Here is a 19130-nt window from a genome sequence, read left to right on the forward strand (position 1 = left end):
GTTTCTCATGACGCAGATGATTTCTAAAACGCAGGCCCCGGTCAAACGCGCCGGACGCATCGATCCCATCGCCTTCTTCGAGCGCTTCGGGGTGCTGATTTTCATGATCCTGCTGCTGATCTTCTTCCAGTCGCAGAACAGCAACTTTTTCTCTGAACGCAACATTTTCAACATCCTGACCGAGGTCTCCATCTACGGGATCATGGCCGTGGGGATGACCTTCGTCATCCTGACCGCCGGGATCGACCTCTCCGTCGGCTCCATTCTGGCGGTGTGCGCCATGACCGCGGCGTACGTGATCAAGGGCGACAACTTTACCACCGTTGACCCGAACGCCTGGGGCGGCATGAGCTGGCTGATTGGGCTGGGAATTTGCCTGGCGATGGGGACGGCGATTGGCTTTCTGCACGGTCTGGGCGTCACCCGCCTGCGCCTGCCGCCGTTCATTGTCACCCTCGGCGGGATGACCATCTGGCGCGGCCTGACCCTGGTGATTAACGACGGCGCGCCGATCGCCGGTTTCGATCAGGGCTACCGCTGGTGGGGGCGCGGGGAGCTGCTCGGCATCTCCATTCCGATCTGGATCTTCGCCATCGTCGCCGTCGGCGGCTATCTGGCGCTGCACAAAACCCGCTGGGGCCGCTTCGTCTACGCCATCGGCGGCAACCCGGAGGCGGCGCGTCTGGCGGGGGTCAACGTGAAGCGCGTGCTGGTCAGCGTCTACGTGCTGATTGGCTGCCTGGCGGGGCTGGCGGGCTTCATCCTCAGCGCGCGTCTGGGGAGCGCCGAGGCGGTGGCCGGGATCTCCTTTGAGCTGCGCGTCATCGCCTCGGTGGTGATTGGCGGCACCTCGCTGATGGGCGGCTACGGGCGCATCGGCGGCACCATTATCGGCTCCATCATCATGGGGATTCTGATTAACGGCCTGGTGCTGATGAACGTCTCGGCCTACTACCAGCAGATTATCACCGGATTAATTATCGTTCTGGCGGTGGCGTTCGACACCTACGCCAAGAGCCGTCGCGGCGCACTGTGAGGATCGTGATGAAAGAGGTACGTATTGGATTAATCGGCACCGGGTATATCGGCAAGGCGCACGCCATCGCCTATGCCCAGGCCCCGACGGTGTTCAACCTGCGCGGCAGGCTGGTGCGCGAGATGGTGGCCGAGGTAAACCCGACGCTGGCGGCAGAGCGCGCCCGGGCATTTGGCTTCAACCGTTCAACGGGAGACTGGCGGGCGCTGGTGGCCGACCCGGCTATTGACGTGGTGGATATTTGCTCGCCCAACCATCTCCATAAAGAGATGGCGCTGGAGGCGATCCGCCACGGCAAGCACGTTTACTCGGAAAAGCCGCTGGCGCTGAACGCCCACGACGCGCGCGAGATGGTCGACGCCGCCAGGCGGGCAGGGGTGAAAACCCTGGTGGGCTTCAACTACATGAAAAACCCGACGGCGCAGCTGGCGAAGGAGATTATCGCCCGCGGCGAGATTGGCGAGGTGATCCACTTCTACGGCACCCACAACGAAGACTATATGGCCGACCCGCTGTCGCCCATTCACTGGCACTGCTTCAGGGAGACCGCCGGGCTGGGAGCGCTGGGCGACCTCGCGGCGCACATCGTCAATATGGCCCAGTACCTGGTGGGCGAGATTGAGCAGGTCTGCGGCGACCTGAAGATTGTGGTCCCGGAACGCCCGGCGAAGGTCGGTTCGTCGGACATGGTTGCCGTCGAAAACGAGGATCAAGCCCACGCGATGGTGCGCTTCGCGGGTGGGGCGCAGGGCGTCATTGAAACCTCCCGCGTCGCCTGTGGCCGCAAGATGGGGTTGTCGTACGTCATCACCGGGACGAAAGGCGCCATCAGCTTTACCCAGGAGCGCATGGCAGAGCTGAAGCTCTATCTGCATGACGATCCGGTCAACCGCCAGGGGTTCCGCACGTTGCTGGTCGGCCCGGCGCACCCGGACTACGCCGCGTTCTGCATGGGCGCGGGCCACGGGATCGGCTTTAACGACCAAAAAACGGTGGAGGTGCGCGACCTGGTGGACGGCATTGCCGCCGACGCCCCGATGTGGCCGGACTTCGAAGAGGGCTGGAAGGTGTCGCGCGTGCTGGACGGCATCGCACTCTCGCACCAGCAGGGCCGCTGGCTGAACGTGAACGACATTGTCTGAAGAGGTATCAACGTGGAAAAGCAGTTTGATGTGATATGCATGGGCCGCGTGGCGGTAGACCTCTACAGCCAGCAGATTGGCGCCCGTCTGGAGGATGCGTCGAGCTTCGCCAAATATCTCGGCGGATCGTCCGGCAACGTGGCGTACGGTACCGCGCGTCAGGGCCTACGCTCGTCGATGCTGGCGCGCGTGGGCGATGAACATATGGGCCGCTTCCTGCGCGAAGAGTTAAGCCAGGTGGGCTGCGACACCAGCCATCTGATTACCGATAAAGAACGCCTCACGGCGCTGGTGCTGCTCGGCATTAAAGACCGGGACACCTTTCCTCTGATTTTTTACCGCGATAACTGCGCGGATATGGCGATTACCGCCAGCGATGTGGACGAAAGCTACATCGCCTCCGCACGGTGTCTTGCCATCACCGGGACTCACCTTTCTCACCCTCAGACCCGCGAGGCGGTGCTGACGGCGCTGGGCTATGCCCGCCGTCACGGCGTGCGCACGGTGCTGGACATCGATTACCGCCCGGTGCTGTGGGGGCTGACCGCCCTGGGCGACGGCGAAACGCGCTTTATCGCTGCCGATAAGGTCACCCGCGAGCTGCAGGAGGTGCTGCACCTCTTCGATGTCATTGTCGGCACCGAGGAGGAGTTCCACATTGCGGGCGGCAGCACGGATACCTTACAGGCGCTGGAAAGGGTGCGCGACGTGAGTCAGGCCACGCTGGTCTGCAAGCGCGGAGCGCTCGGCTGTTCGGTCTATACCGGTGCCATTCCGCCCCGGCTGGACGACGGCCTGACGGTGACCGGCGTGCGTGTGGAGGTGCTGAACGTCCTCGGCGCGGGGGACGCGTTTATGTCCGGCCTGCTGCGCGGCTACCTGAACGACGAGGGCTGGGAGCAGGCGTGCCGCTACGCCAACGCCTGCGGCGCGCTGGTGGTCTCGCGCCACGGCTGCGCCCCGGCGATGCCGAGCAAAATCGAGCTGGACGATTATCTCTCCCGCGCCGCGAATGTGCCGCGTCCGGATCTCGATCCGCGCCTGAACCATCTGCACCGGGTCACCACCCGCCGCCGGGAATGGCCGGAGTTGTGCGTGATGGCGTTCGATCACCGCAGCCAGCTTGAGGATATGGCTATACAGTGCGGCGCGTCGCTCGGGCGCATTCCGGCCCTGAAGCAGCTGATCCTGCAGGCCAGCCGCGAGGCGGCGAGCCGCGCCGGGCTGGAGGGCAAAGCCGGTCTGCTGTGCGACGGCACCTTCGGCCAGGACGCGCTGAACGCGATCACCGGGGAAGGGTGGTGGATCGGGCGGCCCATTGAGCTGCCGGGCTCGCGGCCGCTGGAAATGGAGCACGGCAATATCGGCACCCAGCTCATCAGCTGGCCGCAGGAGCACGTGGTGAAGTGCCTGGTCTTTTTCCATCCGGAAGATGCCCACGGCCTGCGCCTGGAGCAGGAGCAGAAAATTGCCGAAGTCTACCGCGCCTGCTGCCGGTCCGGGCATGAGCTGCTGCTGGAGGTGATCCTGCCCGCGACCATGCCGCGCAGCGATGAACTTTACCTGCGCGCCATCTCCCGCTTCTACAACCTGGGCATTTACCCGGACTGGTGGAAGCTGCCGCCGCTCTCAGCCGACGGCTGGGCGGCGCTCGGCGAAATTATCGAACGCCGGGATCCGCACTGCCGCGGGGTGGTGATCCTCGGGCTGGACGCGCCGGCCGAACAGCTACGCGCCGGGTTTAACGCCGCGGCGGGGCACGATCTGGTGAAGGGGTTTGCCGTGGGGCGCACGCTGTTCGGCGACGCTTCCCGCGCATGGCTGAAGCACGATATCGACGATGCGCAGCTGGTGTCGCGCATTCGGGACAATTACCTGCAGCTTATCGCCTGGTGGCGCGAGCGCGGGCACGCATAATGGAGACGACAATGAGTGTACAACTGGGCATCAACCCGCTGACGTGGACGAACGACGATCTGCCTTCGCTCGGCGCGGAGACGCCGCTGGAGACCTGTCTGAGCGAAGGCAAAGAGGCCGGTTTTGCCGGCTTCGAGCTGGGCAATAAGTTCCCGCGCGAAGCGCGCCTGCTTGGCCCCATTCTGCAGCGCCACGACCTGCAGCTGGTTTCCGGCTGGTACTCCGGCCGCCTGCTGGAGCGCAGCGTGGAAGAGGAGATTGCCGCCGTGCAGCCGCACCTGACGCTGCTGCGCGAGCTGGGGGCGAAGGTGCTGGTCTTTGCGGAAGTGAGCGGCTGCATTCACGGCGAGCAGCAGACGCCGGTGCACCTGCGCCCGCGCTTCCCGCAGGATCGCTGGAAGGAGTACGGCGAGAAGCTCACCGAGTTTGCGCGTTATACGCAGCGGCAGGGGGTGCAGATTGCCTACCATCACCATATGGGCACGGTGATTGAGTCCGCCGACGACGTGGACAACCTGATGACCCATACCGGCGAAGAGGTCGGGCTGCTGCTGGACACCGGGCATCTGACCTTTGCCGGGGCCGATCCGCTGGCGGTGGCGCAGCGCTGGGCGTCGCGCATCAACCACGTCCACTGCAAAGACGTGCGCGCCGACGTGCTGGCGGACGTCAAAAACCGCAAAACCAGCTTCCTCGACGCGGTGCTGAGCGGCGTGTTTACCGTGCCGGGCGACGGCTGCGTGGATTACCCGCCGATTATGCAACTGCTGAAAGCGCAGGACTATCACGGCTGGCTGGTGGTGGAGGCCGAGCAGGATCCAGCGATTGCCCATCCGCTGACCTACGCCCGTATGGGGTATAACAACCTGAGCCGCCTGGCGCGCGACGCCGGGCTTATCTGAGGAGGCGACATGTCACGTCTGTTATCACGCTGGCAACAGCCGAACGCTGAGGGGCGCACCCAGTCCGTGACGCCGCAAAGCGCGGGCTGGGGATATGTCGGCTTTGAAGCCTATGAACTTCAGGAGGGGCAGCAACTGACGCTGCCCGCAGTCAGCGAAGAGCGCTGTCTGGTGCTGGTGGCCGGACGCGCCTCCATCAGCACGCCATCCGCGCAGTTTAACGACATTGGCGAGCGGATGAGCCCGTTCGAGCGCATCAAGCCGTGGGCGGTTTACGTCACCCCGCAGGATACGGTGCAGGTGAAGGCGCTGACGAGGCTGGAGCTGGCGGTCTGCGCCGCTCCCGGCAAAGGCGCTTATCCGACGCGGCTGATTGCCCCGCAGGATATCGACGGCGAAGCGCGCGGCAAGGGGCACAACCAGCGCTACGTGCACAACATTCTGCCGCAAGACAAGCCCGCCGACAGCCTGCTGGTGGTGGAGGTGTGGACCAGTGAGGGCTGCACCAGCTCGTACCCGAGCCACAAGCACGATACGGATAACCCGCCGCAGGAGACCTACCTGGAGGAGACCTACTACCATCGCCTCAATCCGGAGCAGGGGTTCTGCATGCAGCGGGTTTACACCGACGACAGAACGCTGGATGAGTGTATGGCGGTTTACAACCGCGATGTGGTGATGGTGCCGAAGGGCTACCATCCGGTGGCGACGATGGCCGGGTATGACAGCTATTACCTCAACGTGATGGCCGGGCCGGTGCGCAAATGGATGTTCACCTGGGAAGACGATCACGCGTGGATTAATCGCGATTATCCCGCCAGGTGAACAGGAGAATTACGTCACGATGGTCGTCACCTGTCCCGGAAACACAATCTGAATCACGCCGCCCCAGTTGCACATCAGCTTCGACTGCGCGGTCAGGGCGGGCATGCCGCCCACCAGTATTGTCGGAGAACCGGGCATCCAGGGAGCTATGGTCACGGGAATGCAGGGCATCGGCGTCAGCACCCCGAGCGCCGCGGCGGTCGCGGCGGCCACGGTCGGGTTAGCCATACTGCTGCACATCCCGAACGGCAAAATGTTCACGAACGATTTGTTGTCCATGATATTCGCCATCGGCACGCTGTTTACCAGAGTACGGCTGATGGGCACTACGCACAGCGGGGAAGGCGCGAGGCCAAACGAGCATTGCAGCGTCGCGCCATTACATACTCCTGGACAACTCATGGTAAGACTCCCAGTTGCCGCCACAGTCGGCGGGCGGCCTCATCGCCGCTGATCAGTTCATTAAGCAACTCCGGCAGGGGCGTATTTCCCCACACACAGGCGCGCTGCAGCAGGTAGGGCACCGGGCTGTGCGGCTCGGTGCTCTGCAAATAATCCGCGATCTGCCTGAGCATCTGATAGGCTTCTTCGCGGCTACCGAAAGCCGCTCCATGGACAGGCATCGGTGCGGCTGGTTGCGCGGCTGGCAGTATCTGTTCAGGCAGTGCGCTGCCCAGTGCCTGTTGACAGGTTTTAATCTTTTGCTCCAGGTTAGTAAACGAGGGGGCAGAAGCCTCTGGCCAGTGCTGGCAGACGGCGTTCAGGCGTTGCAGCCATTCCAGGCTTGTCGCCAGCGCCTGCACAATCGGCGCCTGCTTCTCGGGGGAGAGAAATCTGGCAACGTTGCCCTGCTGCCACCCCGTCAACGACACGCTCTCATCCTCGGATAAAAACAGCGGCGCGTCAGCCACCAGCAGCGCGTAGCGCTGCGCCAGCCAGCTAAGCGGCGCGGCGCGATAGTCGTAATCACCCGCTTTAATTTGTGGATGCAACTCTGTCGGATAACGCTCCAGCGCCAGTACGGGCAGCGCCAGCGCATCGGGCAGGGCAAGCAGCCCGCGCAGCCGCAGCCACGCCTCGCCGAGTCAGCCCATGATCACCAGATCTTTACTGCCCGTGACGGTCAGTTCGCTGGCAATGCGGGCGACCGCTTCCCAGTCAGCGCGCCGGGGCGTGCTTTGCCAGACGCCGGTAGGCAGCGTCTCGTCATCCTGCTGGCGGGCGGCGACCAGTTGGTCAAACTCTGGCGAGTAGCGTATCGACTCGCCGCAGGGGCAGTCGGCGCGGACAGGGGCCAGCAGTGCTTCAATATGTTCCATTAATCCTCTCCTGATAATCCTTGTTCGGTGAGCCTTACCCAGGGCAACGGCGCTTTACCTTCCGCATCCAGTAGCGCCACCTGTAAATACACGGTAGTCGTTGCGCGCAGTTGACCGTCGCCCACGGGAAGGGTGAAGCGCAGCGGCAGCGGCTGGGCCAGTGCGCCGCCGACGCGCTGTTGTGCAATCATTCGCAACAGCGACCACGCGCCTTGCCAGCGCCAGCGCCCCGTATCGCCGACAACGGTTATGCCTGGCTGTGATGCGCCCGGCAATGGCCGCCATGCGGAGTTTTTCGCCCAGCGCAGGCTTACGCTCAGAGCGTCGCCGCTGCGCCAGTGCAGATCCACCTCTGCGCCGCCGGGGTAGCTGAGAGTCTGTTGATTTCCGCTCAGCCGCCAGTCGACTATTTGATCTGCGCCGGTCTCGTTATTGCGCGAGGTGCGCCAGAGGACGCGTACCGCAACGCCCTTCGGTGAGACGAGAGCCGCCAGCAGCGGTTTTGCCGCTGCCAGTTGTTGGATCAGCGGCGGCTGTCCGGTCAGAGATTCCGGCGGCAGCGTATCAAGCAGTACGGTAAGTTCGCGGACCCGATCAACATCTGCGTCCGGCGCGTGCGGCACGGCGGTAAACGGGAAATGCCCCGCCAGCCAGACGTTGTACAGGTTGAAGATCTTCTGCGTCGTGCTGACGCTGGCCTGCTGGCGCAACTGACGGCAGTTTTGCTGCGCGGCGCCGACCAGCGCTGTCAGCGACTGGCTGTAAAAATCATTGCCGCCGGAGGCGGTGAACTGCGCCAGTTCGCTCTGGCAGTTTTGCGCGGTCAGGGTCGGCAGCGCGGTTGCGAGGGTGGTCATTTGCGCCGGGGGACTGGTCGGGTCCTGCTGTAGCAGACGCTGCATGGCGTTCAGGGAATTAACCCAGCGGACGATTTGCTGATTCTCCGCCGCCGACAGCCATGGGCGTTGTCCGTCAAGCCAGGTGACGTCCTGTTGATAGCGGGTGAGCGTGGCGGAGATCTGTTCCGCCTGGGCCGTCGACCAGGCGGCGATCCGTTCGCCACTGGCCTGCGCCTGCTCCGGCGTGGCGTAGGCGATCGCGGGAGGCGCCATGTTTGGCAGCAGCGCGCCGCCCTGCTGGCTCACCCTCGCCATGACCTGCGCTGCGATTTGCTGGCGCAGCCGGGCGGCGAGCTGTGGTCGGGCGAGTTGACTAAAGGCGTCGATTACCCGGTCCGCATCGGCAATGCTGACAGCGCTTCCTTGCGCCGAATCTGGCGCGTCCGCATACAGCGCCAGGTTCATGGCGTTCTCCACCGCGTTCTGCGCCAGCGCGACCAGCTTTGGCCGCCACAGACTGTCAGGCAATTGCTGGACATAGCGCTGGTAACCGCTGAACAACTGCTGTGCCTGCTGCAACTGAAGTACGCCAGGATAGCCCGTGCTGGCTATCGGCGTCAGGTCCACGCCACGCTGCCAGAAAGGGTGGTTGAGCAGATCGCGCAGACTTTTTTGCAGGGCGAGAATATCCGGCGAAACGCTGAAATTGCCATCTGGTGACTGTTCGGTTAACGAAGAAAAATGCAGCCGCGAATCATCCACTTGCGCCATGAAGCGCTGGCGTAGCAGCGCTTCATGGCGTAGCAATTGCGGAATGACGCGATTGTCGATAAGCCGCAGACCGCGCGCCTGGGTCAGTATCTCATCAAGGGGAAGCCGGACAGGGGAGTGCGCCGCGTCGCGGCTCAGGTTGTTGATGGTCGCCAGCGTCGCCTGTAGACGACCAATCTGGCGCACCAGCGAGCGGACAAACAGTGGCGTGATCCGCGTATCGTTACTGAACAGCGCCAGGAGTTTCTCCAGCCGTTCTTCGCTGTCATCGAGACTGGCGTCCCCATAGTTCTGTTCCAGCCAGCGCATCGTTTCACGAGAAAACAGCTCGCTGTTTCGCCGGGTCAGTTCGCTGGCGTCCGGCAGATGCAGACGGGCGATGTTGAGAGTGGCGAACAACGCATTCAGGCTGTCTTGCGCGGGCAAAGAATCAACGTCAACGGCGACCCCCCAGATGGAGGACGAGACGTTCGCCAGCGTCGTGACTGTCGGTTGTTTTACCTGCAATAGCTGAAGTAGCGGCAGATAGCGGGTCTCCATCTGCTTTGTTTCTCCCAGCAGCGCCTCAATCTGCCGGTAGCGTTCGTCCGGCAGCAGATCTTCCCGCGCGTCCTCTTCGTTGCGCAGGACGTTCAGGTTTTGCTGACAGACGCCGTTAGCGGCGGGCAGCAGCAGGCTGGTCAGGGTGGCGCTATGCAGGGTCTCGCGCAGCTTGCCGTCCGTACGGCTGAACAGCGAACCCGGCCAGACGACGGAGCTGAACTGCCACTGCGGAATGGCATTGAGAATGCGCCAGTAAAAAGCGGCTGTACGCTCGCCGGGCGCGCCGGGTTCTGCGGTCTGGCTGGCGAGCAGTTGCAGGCGATCGTGCAGCAGCAGGGCGTTGGTGTGCTGATACTGCCAGCGCCAGGTCATCACGGCCAGCCACAGCACGCACAGGCAACTGTAGCAGGTGAGGGTAACAAACTGCCGTCGCAGGTTCAGACGCAGCAGTCGGCGAACCGGCATCGCCAGTCCGCGTTCGGCGGCGATTTTCCCGTCCAGCAGGTTCTGGCAAAACTGCATCTGCGGCTTATCGTCCGTTATGCTGCGGGCAACGAACCAGATGCCGCGCAGCAACGGCGGCTCGTCACGGGCATTGTTGCTGAGTAGCGAATCAAAATAATCATGCAGCGGCGTGGCGAGGGGCAGAAAAGACGCCGGCAGGCGAAACAACGACGGGGGAGTCTGCCCATTCAGGGCGCCGAGTTCGCAAATTACCTGACGCAGGGCGTGACGGGTGTTGTCCAGCGCATCGTCGATCCACTGCGGCTTCCAGACAGCCTCCCGGGCCACCGGAATGGGGCTGCCAATAGCACTGCGTCGCGCCTGCTCCGGCAGCATTTCCAGCAGCGCCTGCATGCCGTCCAGGCTCTCAAGACCGCCGATCAGCAGATAAATCGGCAGGCTTAGCCCGCACACCTGTTGGATCTGTTGGCAGTTATTGAGCAACTGAACGCGGGTGTTATCGCCGCCGATCAGCGATTCCAGCGGCAGAGTGACGATCAGCGCATCGAGCGGGCGCTGGGGGCGGCTTCTTACCAACGCTGCAAGGGTTTTTTGCCATTCGTTCTGGCGGATAAGATGTTTCTTGCCGGGGTTTTGCAGGGCCTGGGGCACACAGAGCAGGCTGCACTGCGGATTAAACCACCACTGTCCAAACCAGTGCTCCAGCCCGTCGGTGAGTGACCAACTGCGACAGAGCAGGCGATTCATTTCTTCGTCGCCCAGCATCAAAATACGCGTACTGTCATAGCGATCCTGCCCGCCACAGGCTCGCTGTATCTCCTTCTGCGCGCGGTTAAAGGCGTTATTACGGTAGTCCCATTGCCACCAGACGACCCAGCAGGTTAGCGCCAGTAAAACCAGTACGATAATCACCAGCGTCAGCCAGGGCTGCGTCATGGTTTATCCCCTCCGCAGATCTGGCCGATCGAAAAGGTCGGCAGCGTAGTGGCGCCAATGGCGTCTTCAATGCTCAGCCAAAGCCGCTGGCTTAACAGCAATAGCGCCAGCAGGACGATGATGCCAATCAGGTGCAGGCGCGAGTTGTCGGGTAAGCGTCGGCGGAGCGGGAGCTGTAGCGGCGAACCCAGTGAGTTGGCGTCAAGCTGTGCTGCGATCCTCTCAGCCGCCGCGTCCTGTTGGAAGGCGAAGCGCCAGAGTAGCCGGCAGGTCTCCTGATGCGCCTGAGCATCAAAATCGCTGCGTCTGACGCCAAAGCCGAGCGTCAGGCAGCGCAGGTAGAGGGCGGCCAGATCGCGCTCGGCTGGGTTGCGCGCTTCAAGCAGGGTTTGCACGCGCAAAGGAAAACGATCGCCCGCGCTGTGGCTCTGCCACAGGTGATATTCCAGCGGGCACGTCTGCCAGAAGCTCAGCGCGGGCCAGTCGCTGTAGAGTACGGTTTCATCAATCAGCGCCACCAGGGCATAAACCGCGGCATCGATATGCGCATGGAACGGTGCGCCCAGCTCAAGGTTCAAACGTCGGCCATATTCCGCCACCGTCTGGCAACTGTAGTCAAACGCCTCGCGGTGCAGTTCTGGCGGGGGAAGCGTGGTGCTTTTCCAGTGTTCAAACTGTGCCAGCCAGCGGGAAAATACGTCGTCAAACAGGCGACAGGCGGGCATATCAGGCGCGATCGGCATCGTCGTGATCCTCCTGGCGGTAAAGCACAATCCGTTCCGGTATGACGTCGGTTTCATGTAGCGGCGCGATAACCAGCGGCGTCTCTTTTTCAAACCACTGCGTGGTGAGGGTCAGCGAGAACAGGGCGATGGCGGGGTCGGTTTCCCATTCTCCGCGCTTCTCTGCCGCCAGTGGCGTAATGCCCATGCCGTGCATCCGCTGGCGTCGCAGGATCGCCAGAAACGGCTGGCTGGCAATCAGGCTTTGTCGGAGCCAGGACTCCGCCGACAGCGTGCTGCTGTGCGGCATCAGCACGCCGAGGGTTATCCGTTCCCCGGCGTTAATCCCCGTCGGCAACATCAACGCGAAGTGGTTCTCCTGGTGGCTGAAGTGCAGCCGCAGCAGGCGACGGCGGATACGGGCAAGCTGAGTGTTCAGTTGGGTAAAGAGTGTGGCGAAGCCGGGCAGCATGTCTTGATAGTCAAACCTGGGCAGCAGCGGCAGGGTTTTCTCGTCGCTGAGGATTGCCGTCTGGCCGGTAAACAGACAGAGCGCGCGCCAGAGGTCGAGCGGGTGCGGCTTGCCGCTGTTCAACAGGCACTCCAGCAGCGGCAATGCTCCCTGCAGGCTTTGCAGCGACAGGGCCAGCCTGAGCCAGTCGGTAGTCTGCTGATTCTGCTGCGCTAACTGCATCTCCCGGCTAAGAAAAAGGATTTTTTCCCGCGCCTGTAGACAGAGGTGACGGGTATGGCGAATCAGGTAGCTGCTTTCGCTCAACGCCGGCGTGGGAGCGAACCAGTCGTTTTGCCGGAAGCCGCCTTCGGTATAAACAACCTGAAGCAGCGGAAGACAGACGGAGTCGGTACGTTCGTGCTGGCTGATTAGCCGCGGCGCGGGCTGCCAGAGCGGAATGCTTTCGGGAAACTCGCCGCTGGCGAGATCGGGCAGCGGCGCGCTGTTAATGGAGCGATAGCGGGTATTCATGAGTTGCCAGATCCCCGCGCGGTTTGCCGGAGCAACGGCCAGCCAAAGCGCGTGCGCGCTGTCGGGAGAGGCTGGCAGCAGGGCGGCGCAGTCAAATTCCAGCGGCGGATCGCGGCTGATATCGTAGTCCACCGGCAGACCGTCGGGCATGATCGCTTCCAGGCGTAGCAGTCGCAGCGTTCCTGCGCACAGCGCCGCGTCATCCACTTCCATCCGGATGACGCCCCAGAAACAGGGGTTGGCGCAGTGGGCGAGGGCGGCAGCGAGGGCGTCGTTACGCAGCGACTGTAACTGAAAATGCTGGGGCAGCATCGCCATCCCTTCATACCAGCAAACCATTTCGGGAATTGCGTTCATATTACTTTCCTTGAGCAGACGCGATAACCGCCTCATCCGTCATCAACAGCAAATGCAGAGAATCCCGTTTGTCCAGCCGTAACCGGTGATCGCCTTCACTGCGGTAGCGGGCGAACAGCACCAGCGCTTCCGTCGGCGCGCCGCGAAGCGGGTTATCTTCGGCGACAAAGCGCGAACCGGGCACCAGTTCCAGAGACCAGACGCGGAGTCCGCCGGGGGCGTCGCGCAGCAACTGCGATCTGGCGTTAAACCATTGTGCCGCCGAAAGCGCCTGAATGGTGGGAACCAGCGAGGCGTCGGCAATAGCGACAATATCCACGGCGACAGGCGCGTTATCATTGGCATCGGGCGCCGTATCAATGGTGACTGCATTTAATTGCACTTGGGATTGCCACAATGAACAGGCGCAAATTTGCATGCAGAATAAACTGAATAAAATAATGTACAGCGAACGGCACAGGCTGGAAGTCATATAAAATCCTTTTATATCCCCGCTAAGAAAATAGTTAATGCAGGGAAAAGGTTTTTTGATTTAAATCATTATTTGGCACGGCATACAAAAGATAAATGTTAAATTTAACATATTCAAAGAGCGAATGTTTTCATCCCAAAATATTTTTTTGATTTTTGTTTGTTTGTAATTTATTGATTTTTATATATTAATTTTTTGTTGATTGATTTTAATCAAATGGGAATGTCATGATGAATAAGTAAAAATTAGGTTGAAATTTATTTGTTGTTGTGTTTTTTATAACAGAAAGCGTTATTCAGGAGTCGTGCTCGCGAATTAAAAGGTGTCATATCTTTGACATCAGGAATATTTTTGCATAAAAAAGGATTGATCATGGCAGAAAGCATTCAGCATAAACTCAACAGAATAAGGCCCCCGCGCGTTCAAATTACTTATGATGTTGAAACCGGTGGTGCCATCGAGAAAAAAGAATTGCCTCTGGTTGTGGGTATTCTGGCTGATTTATCCGGCCAGCCCATTTCTCCGCCGGAAAAACTCCGCGAGCGTCGGTTCGTTGAAATCGACCGCGATAACTTTGATGACGTGCTCGCGTCCATCTCTCCCCGGTTGGCGATGCAGGTGAACAACCGTCTGGCGAACGATGGCAGCAAATTCAACGTCGAGCTGAATTTCAAAACCTTCGAAGACTTCACGCCCCTCAACATTATCAACCAGATTAAGCCCCTCCAGCGCCTGCTTCTTGCCCGCCAGCGTCTGCGCGATCTGCTGACCAAGCTGGACGGCAATGACGATCTGGACATGTTGTTGCAGAAGGTGATCACCGACAACGCCGAGCTACAGGCGCTGCGCCCGGCAACGGAAGACACTCCGGTGGATAACGCGTAACCAAAAAGGAGACGGACAATGGATAATGTTCAGGAACAGGTTGAAACCGGCGGGCAGACGGTCACGCTAAGCGTACTGGATCGTATCATTCAGGAAGGCCGCATGGCGCGCGATGAGCTACAGCAGACCTACGCGCGCGACATGCTGGAAGAGTTGGCTACGCAAATTCTTGACGAAGGCATGGTCGTGGAAAGCGACACCATCGCCATGATCAACTATCGCATTGCGCAAATTGACGAACTGATCAGCGCTCAGCTTAACGAAGTCCTGCACCACCCCGATATGCAGAAGCTGGAAGCCAGTTGGCGCGGCCTGCATCAGTTTGTGATGAATACCGAAACCAGCTCTCGCCTGAAACTGCGCCTGTTGAACGTCTCGCGTAAAGCGCTACAGGACGATCTGGAAAAAGCGGTTGAATTCGACCAGAGCACCTTGTTCAGGAAGCTGTATGAAGAGGAGTACGGCACTTTCGGCGGCAACCCCTACAGCGTGCTGGTTGGTGACTTTGAATTTGGCCGCCACCCGCAGGACGTGGCGCTGCTGGAGAAGATTTCGCAGGTGGCTGCTGCCGCTCACGCGCCGTTTATCGCCGCCGCCAGCCCGCGTTTGTTCGACATGGGATCGTTCGCCGAGCTGAGTGTGCCGCGCGATCTGGCGAAGATCTTCGAGAGCAGCGAGCTGATCAAATGGCGCTCCTTCCGCGAAAGCGAAGATTCCCGCTATGTGTCGCTGGTGTTGCCGCACGTGTTGCAGCGTCTGCCGTATGGGCCGGACACCGTGCCAGTGGAAGGGGTTAACTTTGTTGAGGACGTTGACGGGCTGGACGCCAGCAAATACCTGTGGGGCAACGCCGCCTGGGTGCTGGCTAACCGGATCACCGAGGCGTTCGCGCTCTACGGCTGGTGCGCGGCGATCCGCGGCGCGGAAGGCGGCGGACTGGTAGAACATCTTCCGGCGCACACGTTCTCCACCCCTTCCGGCGACATCAGCCTGCGCTGCCCGACGGAAATCGCCATTACCGATCGCCGTGAGAAGGAGCTTAACGATCTCGGCTTTATCGCCCTGTGCCACAAAAAGAATACCGATACCGCCGCCTTCTTTGGCGGGCAGACCACCAACCAGGCGAAGATCTACAACACCCCGGAAGCCAACGCCAACGCGCGCATTTCGGCGATGCTGCCCTATATCCTCGCCGCCTCCCGCTTTGCTCACTATCTGAAGGTGATCATGCGCGACAAGATCGGCAGCTTTATGAGCCGCGACGAGGTGGAAAGCTATCTCAACAACTGGATTGCCGACTATGTGCTGCTGCGCGACACCGCCCCGCAGGAGATCAAGGCGCGTTATCCGCTGCGTGAGGCGCGCATCGACGTCAGCGAAGTGCCCGGCAAGCCGGGGGTTTATCGCGCCGTAGTGTTTCTGCGCCCGCACTTCCAGCTCGAAGAGCTGACTACCTCGATTCGCCTGGTGGCGGAACTGCCGCCGCCGGCCGCGGCCTGATCGTTAAGGAGATAAACCATGGATGCGATTTTTTTAAAGCTGGACAACATTACCGGCGAAAGTCAGGTGAAAGGGTTTGAGAAGCAGATCGAGATCATGTCCTACAGCCATAACGTGGCGATGCAGGTCACCAACGACGTCAGCAACACCGAGCGCACCTCCGGGCGCGCTCACGTCGGCGAATTCTCGCTGACCAAGTTTGTCGACCTCGCCACTCCGGTGCTTAACGAATACTGCTGCAGCGGGAAGGTCATTCCCACGGCGTTGCTGACGCTGTGCCGTAACGACAACGGCAATATGCTGCCGTTTATTGTCTACACCTTAAGCAACGTCATTATTTCGCACCTGAGCGTCAGCGGCGGATCCGGCGGCAAGCCGGTGGAGACCATGTCGCTGAACTTCACGAAAATTAAATGGGAAATCACCGCCCAGAAATCGGCAGGGCAGAAAGAGGGGAACTCCTCCTCCGTCTGGGATATGGCGATGAACCAGAAAGATAAATGATGATGTCGTCATCCGTTCCGGTTGCGCTGCTCGACAGGCTGGGAGATGAGAATGTCCCGCCGCGTGAGTCGGTGCGCCGCGAACTGATCCGCCTGTTCAACGCCCGCGCCCCGCAGGAGGCCGAAGAGCTGCCGCCGCTGCTTGTATGGGGCATGCCCGAATGGCACGGACTGAATGCGGACGACGAACGGGCGCTCAGCCAGTTCTGTCGCCAGCTGCGCAGCGCGATTTTGCGCCTTGAGCCGCGGATCGTGGCGCTGACGGTGAGCGTGAAGGATGCGCGCCAGCAGACGCTGGCGCTGCATATCGACGCGCAGCTATGGAATGACGACGCGCCGCTGCTACTGGAGTTGTGCTGGCGCAACGGCAACTGGCAATAGGCGATACAAAGGAAGATCAATGGACGATCGGCTGCTTGATGATTACCTGCAAGAACTGCGGTGGCTGCGTGCGGCCAGCGGCGAGTTTGCCCGTCGCCATCCGCAGGTGGCGGCCCGCCTGCGTTTAAGCGAGTTTGACTGCCCGGACCCTCACGTTGAGCGGTTGCTGGAGGGCTTCGCGCTACAAAGCGCCCGCTTGCACCAGCGGCTGGACGACGGCTTTGGCGAGCTGAGCGAGTCGCTGCTGGAGCAGCTTTCTCCGCACCTGATGCGTCCTTTTCCCTCGACCGCGACCGCCTGTTTTTCCCCCGATCCGCTGGCGGGCGACCTGACGCGCGGCTATGTCCTGTCCGCCGGAACGCCGCTCTATGCGCTGACCGCGGAGGGGAAAACGGTCTGGTGGCGCACCGCCCTGGAGCAGACCTTGTGGCCGGTGGCGATTGACTCGCTTGAATGGTGCGATGCCGCGACCGCGCAGCATTACTGCGGGCAGCCCCACGCGCGCGGCGCGCTGCGCATTCGCCTGCGCTGCCTGGCGCCGCACCGCTTTTCGCAGTTGGCGATGACCTCGCTGCGCGTACATCTTTGCGCTTCGCCGCAGATTAACGCTGTGCTTTTTGATTTGTTCTACGCTCACGTTATCGGGCCGCGGCGTCCGCAGCCGGTGGGCGTGCAGAACGCGGCGCGCATTTTGCCGTTTGATGCCGCCGCCCCCGCCAGCGGGCTGGCGCTGAGCGCGTGGATGCACTGTCCGCAGGCGCTGATGTATTTCGATTTGCCGATGCCGCCGGGGCCGGATGACGACGCGATGACCCTGTGGATCCCCTTTGACCGCGCCCCGCAAATGGCGCTGCCTTTGCAACTGGGCGATATTCGTACCGGCTGTGCGCCGCTGGTCAACTTATTTACCCGTACCTCAGAACCGCTGATCGCCGAACATACCCGCAGCGAACAGCGGCTGGTGGCGGATCACAACGATAGCGCCATGCAGATCTATCGTATCCAGGATCTGTGGATGAGCAGCCGCGACGCGGCGTGGCGCGTGCCGCCTTATTATTCAGCGCAGGGGCATAGCGACGCCCGCTGGTTCTGGCATGCGCGGCGCCATCGCGCGCAGGGCAATACGCTGTGGCTCACCCTGGTGGACAGCCGCTTCGACCCGGCGGAACCGCCGGAAGAGGCCAGCCTGACGGCCAGGCTATGGTGCAGCAACGGCGAGACGCCCCTGACGCTGGCGGCTGGCACGTCGCTCACTTTCGAACAGCCCGGCCCGGTGGCGCAGGTGCGTCTGCTGGGTACGCCGACAACGCCTTCCGCCCCCGCTGCGCAGCGCGACGCGCGCTGGCGGCTGGTCTCTTCGCTGGCGCTCAACCACCTGTCGCTCACCGAAGGCGAAATGGCTCGGGCGTCGCTGAAGGAGATGCTGGCGCTCTACGCTCCGTCCGGCGCGTCGCCTGCCTTCTGGCAACAGATTAACGGCATCAGCGCCCTGCGCTGCGAGCGGGTAAGCGAACATCGCGGCGGCGAGGCCTGGCGCGGCTGGCGCAACGGTATTCGGGTGACGCTGACGCTTGATCCACAGGCCTTTACCGCCAGCAGTCGCCTGTTGTTTGCCGCGATTATCGCCTGCTATCTGGCGCAGAACGCGACGGCGAACTGCTTTGTACAGTGTGTCTTACAGGATGAAGGGGAGGCGCTGCCGCTATGGCGCGATACCGAAGAAACGGCGCTGACAGTATAGCTGAGCGACTGCGGCGCGAGCCGTGGCGTTTTTCGCTCGAGCAGTACGTCAGGCTGGCTGAACTGCGCGGAGAGATCCCCGAGCTGTGCGGCGACTATAGGCTGGCCTTTGCGCCCGCGGAGATCGGCGTGCAGCGCGATGGCCGCCTGCGGGTATGCAGCCTCGGACCGGGCGGCGCCGACGGCGTGCTGCCCTACGGCTGGCTGGAGTGGCTGCAGCAGGCGACCCAGGACAAAAACGCCGCGCCGCAGGATTTTCTCAATCTGTTTCAGCGGCGGCTGATTGAACACCACTGCCGCAGCCTGAGCCTCTGGCGGCTGGCGACGCCCTATGCCGCGCGGGAGCATGCGCCGGGCTTCGCCATCATGCGCGCGCTGTGTGGTTTTGACTCGACGACCATGCAGGGGCGCGGGTCGCCCCGCCTGCTGGCGCAGAGCGGGCTGCTGGCGAACCGCAGGCGATCGACGGAGGGCTTTATCGCCCTTGCGGCGGCGATGCTTAACGTCACGCTGCGCACAGAAGCGTTTATCGGACGCTGGCAGACGCTGCCGCCCGCGTCGCAGGGGCGCACCGGCAGCCGCCTGGGCCGCGACAGCGTGGCGGGTAGGCGCGCCTGGAACCAGCATGCGGCGCTGCGGGTATATCTGGATATTGCTGACGCCACGCAGTGGCGGGCATTTTTGCCCGGCGGCGAGGGGTTTAAGGCCCTCTGCCAGTTGGGGCAAATCTGGTTTGGCGCAGGCGTGTCGCTGGAACTGATGATGCGCGGCGCGCTGACGCTGGACACCACGTTAACCCGCGACCGCCCGCCGCTTCTCGGGCGCACCGCGCAGCTCAGGGGGCGCGGAACGTCATCGTTCTGCAACCGACAACATCTTAAGGATTAAGG

General features: G+C 61.8%; 16 protein-coding genes and 1 pseudogene. 11 read left to right on the forward strand and 6 right to left on the reverse strand.

Annotated features, from left to right (window positions below):
- The first annotated feature begins 7 nt into the window (after window positions 1–7).
- From OGY07_RS12805 to iolB, 5 genes are read left to right on the forward strand one after another with little or no spacing between them, the layout of a single operon-like run.
- Window positions 8–1036: an ABC transporter permease gene (locus OGY07_RS12805; RefSeq protein WP_013098254.1), complete on the forward strand. Its 1029-nt coding sequence runs from the start codon at window positions 8–10 to the stop codon at window positions 1034–1036.
- A gap of 8 nt (window positions 1037–1044) precedes the next feature.
- Window positions 1045–2178: a Gfo/Idh/MocA family protein gene (locus OGY07_RS12810; RefSeq protein WP_286600975.1), complete on the forward strand. Its 1134-nt coding sequence runs from the start codon at window positions 1045–1047 to the stop codon at window positions 2176–2178.
- 12 nt (window positions 2179–2190) lie between these two features.
- A complete protein-coding gene (locus OGY07_RS12815) occupies window positions 2191–4095 on the forward strand; it encodes a bifunctional 5-dehydro-2-deoxygluconokinase/5-dehydro-2-deoxyphosphogluconate aldolase (protein ID WP_286600977.1) in 1905 nt (634 codons plus the stop codon).
- Window positions 4096–4106: 11 nt separating this feature from the next.
- Entirely contained in the window at window positions 4107–4997 is an 891-nt protein-coding gene (gene iolE, locus OGY07_RS12820) for a myo-inosose-2 dehydratase (protein ID WP_286600979.1), read from the forward strand.
- A gap of 9 nt (window positions 4998–5006) precedes the next feature.
- Window positions 5007–5822 (forward strand): 5-deoxy-glucuronate isomerase, encoded by an 816-nt coding sequence (iolB, locus tag OGY07_RS12825; protein ID WP_286600981.1) that lies wholly within the window; start codon window positions 5007–5009, stop codon window positions 5820–5822.
- Between the two features lie 9 nt (window positions 5823–5831).
- Here iolB and OGY07_RS12830 read toward each other — a convergent pair whose 3' ends face one another.
- From OGY07_RS12830 to OGY07_RS12855, 6 genes and pseudogenes are all read right to left on the reverse strand, one after another.
- The gene (locus OGY07_RS12830; RefSeq protein ID WP_042288418.1) at window positions 5832–6224 is read right to left on the reverse strand and encodes a DUF4280 domain-containing protein; all 393 of its coding nucleotides are present in this window, start codon (window positions 6222–6224) and stop codon (window positions 5832–5834) included.
- Window positions 6221–7141, reverse strand: a pseudogene (locus OGY07_RS12835) (type VI secretion system ImpA family N-terminal domain-containing protein). The gene OGY07_RS12830 and the pseudogene OGY07_RS12835 overlap by 4 nt, the downstream one beginning before the upstream one ends.
- Window positions 7141–10695 carry a type VI secretion system protein gene (locus OGY07_RS12840; protein ID WP_286600985.1) on the reverse strand — a complete coding sequence of 1185 codons (3555 nt, stop codon included), beginning with the start codon at window positions 10693–10695 and terminating at the stop codon, window positions 7141–7143. Before OGY07_RS12840 ends, OGY07_RS12835 begins: the two are co-directional and overlap by 1 nt.
- Window positions 10692–11438 carry a DotU family type IV/VI secretion system protein gene (locus OGY07_RS12845; protein ID WP_286600986.1) on the reverse strand — a complete coding sequence of 249 codons (747 nt, stop codon included), beginning with the start codon at window positions 11436–11438 and terminating at the stop codon, window positions 10692–10694. The genes OGY07_RS12840 and OGY07_RS12845 overlap by 4 nt, the downstream gene beginning before the upstream one ends.
- A complete protein-coding gene (tssK, locus tag OGY07_RS12850; RefSeq protein ID WP_286600988.1) occupies window positions 11422–12759 on the reverse strand; it encodes a type VI secretion system baseplate subunit TssK in 1338 nt (445 codons plus the stop codon). The genes OGY07_RS12845 and tssK overlap by 17 nt, the downstream gene beginning before the upstream one ends.
- 1 nt (window position 12760) lies before the next feature.
- A complete protein-coding gene (locus OGY07_RS12855) occupies window positions 12761–13141 on the reverse strand; it encodes a T6SS protein Cts2N (protein ID WP_286600990.1) in 381 nt (126 codons plus the stop codon).
- Window positions 13142–13603: 462 nt separating this feature from the next.
- Between OGY07_RS12855 and tssB the strand changes: the two genes are divergently transcribed.
- From tssB to OGY07_RS12885, 6 genes are read left to right on the forward strand one after another with little or no spacing between them, the layout of a single operon-like run.
- The gene (tssB, locus tag OGY07_RS12860) at window positions 13604–14116 is read left to right on the forward strand and encodes a type VI secretion system contractile sheath small subunit (RefSeq protein ID WP_042289041.1); all 513 of its coding nucleotides are present in this window, start codon (window positions 13604–13606) and stop codon (window positions 14114–14116) included.
- 18 nt (window positions 14117–14134) lie between these two features.
- On the forward strand, window positions 14135–15616 hold the full coding sequence (tssC, locus tag OGY07_RS12865; protein ID WP_042288401.1) for a type VI secretion system contractile sheath large subunit: 1482 nt from the start codon (window positions 14135–14137) through the stop codon (window positions 15614–15616).
- Between the two features lie 18 nt (window positions 15617–15634).
- Complete coding sequence (locus OGY07_RS12870) at window positions 15635–16120, forward strand: Hcp family type VI secretion system effector (protein WP_042288398.1); 486 nt, start codon at window positions 15635–15637, stop codon at window positions 16118–16120.
- On the forward strand, window positions 16120–16500 hold the full coding sequence (tssE, locus tag OGY07_RS12875; protein ID WP_286601136.1) for a type VI secretion system baseplate subunit TssE: 381 nt from the start codon (window positions 16120–16122) through the stop codon (window positions 16498–16500). The genes OGY07_RS12870 and tssE overlap by 1 nt, the downstream gene beginning before the upstream one ends.
- A gap of 19 nt (window positions 16501–16519) precedes the next feature.
- Window positions 16520–18241, forward strand: coding sequence for a type VI secretion system baseplate subunit TssF (gene tssF, locus OGY07_RS12880; RefSeq protein ID WP_286600994.1), 1722 nt, complete (start codon window positions 16520–16522; stop codon window positions 18239–18241).
- Window positions 18205–19128 carry a type VI secretion system baseplate subunit TssG gene (locus OGY07_RS12885; protein ID WP_286600996.1) on the forward strand — a complete coding sequence of 308 codons (924 nt, stop codon included), beginning with the start codon at window positions 18205–18207 and terminating at the stop codon, window positions 19126–19128. The genes tssF and OGY07_RS12885 overlap by 37 nt, the downstream gene beginning before the upstream one ends.
- The last annotated feature ends 2 nt before the right edge of the window (window positions 19129–19130 follow it).

Source organism: Citrobacter sp. Cs237 (genome assembly GCF_030332325.1).
GTDB classification, from domain to species: domain Bacteria; phylum Pseudomonadota; class Gammaproteobacteria; order Enterobacterales; family Enterobacteriaceae; genus Citrobacter_A; species Citrobacter_A sedlakii.

Bases quoted from the DNA above. Each gene is read 5' to 3' on its own strand.
- OGY07_RS12810 (WP_286600975.1), top strand. From the start codon at position 1,045: ATGAAAGAGGTACGTATTGGATTAATCGGCACCGGGTATATCGGCAAG.
- tssC (WP_042288401.1), top strand. From the start codon at position 14,135: ATGGATAATGTTCAGGAACAGGTTGAAACCGGCGGGCAGACGGTCACG.
- OGY07_RS12840 (WP_286600985.1), bottom strand. From the start codon at position 10,695: ATGACGCAGCCCTGGCTGACGCTGGTGATTATCGTACTGGTTTTACTG.
- iolE (WP_286600979.1), top strand. From the start codon at position 4,107: ATGAGTGTACAACTGGGCATCAACCCGCTGACGTGGACGAACGACGAT.
- tssF (WP_286600994.1), top strand. From the start codon at position 16,520: ATGGACGATCGGCTGCTTGATGATTACCTGCAAGAACTGCGGTGGCTG.
- OGY07_RS12845 (WP_286600986.1), bottom strand. From the start codon at position 11,438: ATGCCGATCGCGCCTGATATGCCCGCCTGTCGCCTGTTTGACGACGTA.
- OGY07_RS12805 (WP_013098254.1), top strand. From the start codon at position 8: ATGACGCAGATGATTTCTAAAACGCAGGCCCCGGTCAAACGCGCCGGA.
- OGY07_RS12885 (WP_286600996.1), top strand. From the start codon at position 18,205: ATGGCGCGATACCGAAGAAACGGCGCTGACAGTATAGCTGAGCGACTG.
- iolB (WP_286600981.1), top strand. From the start codon at position 5,007: ATGTCACGTCTGTTATCACGCTGGCAACAGCCGAACGCTGAGGGGCGC.
- OGY07_RS12830 (WP_042288418.1), bottom strand. From the start codon at position 6,224: ATGAGTTGTCCAGGAGTATGTAATGGCGCGACGCTGCAATGCTCGTTT.
- tssB (WP_042289041.1), top strand. From the start codon at position 13,604: ATGGCAGAAAGCATTCAGCATAAACTCAACAGAATAAGGCCCCCGCGC.
- tssE (WP_286601136.1), top strand. From the start codon at position 16,120: ATGATGTCGTCATCCGTTCCGGTTGCGCTGCTCGACAGGCTGGGAGAT.
- OGY07_RS12870 (WP_042288398.1), top strand. From the start codon at position 15,635: ATGGATGCGATTTTTTTAAAGCTGGACAACATTACCGGCGAAAGTCAG.
- tssK (WP_286600988.1), bottom strand. From the start codon at position 12,759: ATGAACGCAATTCCCGAAATGGTTTGCTGGTATGAAGGGATGGCGATG.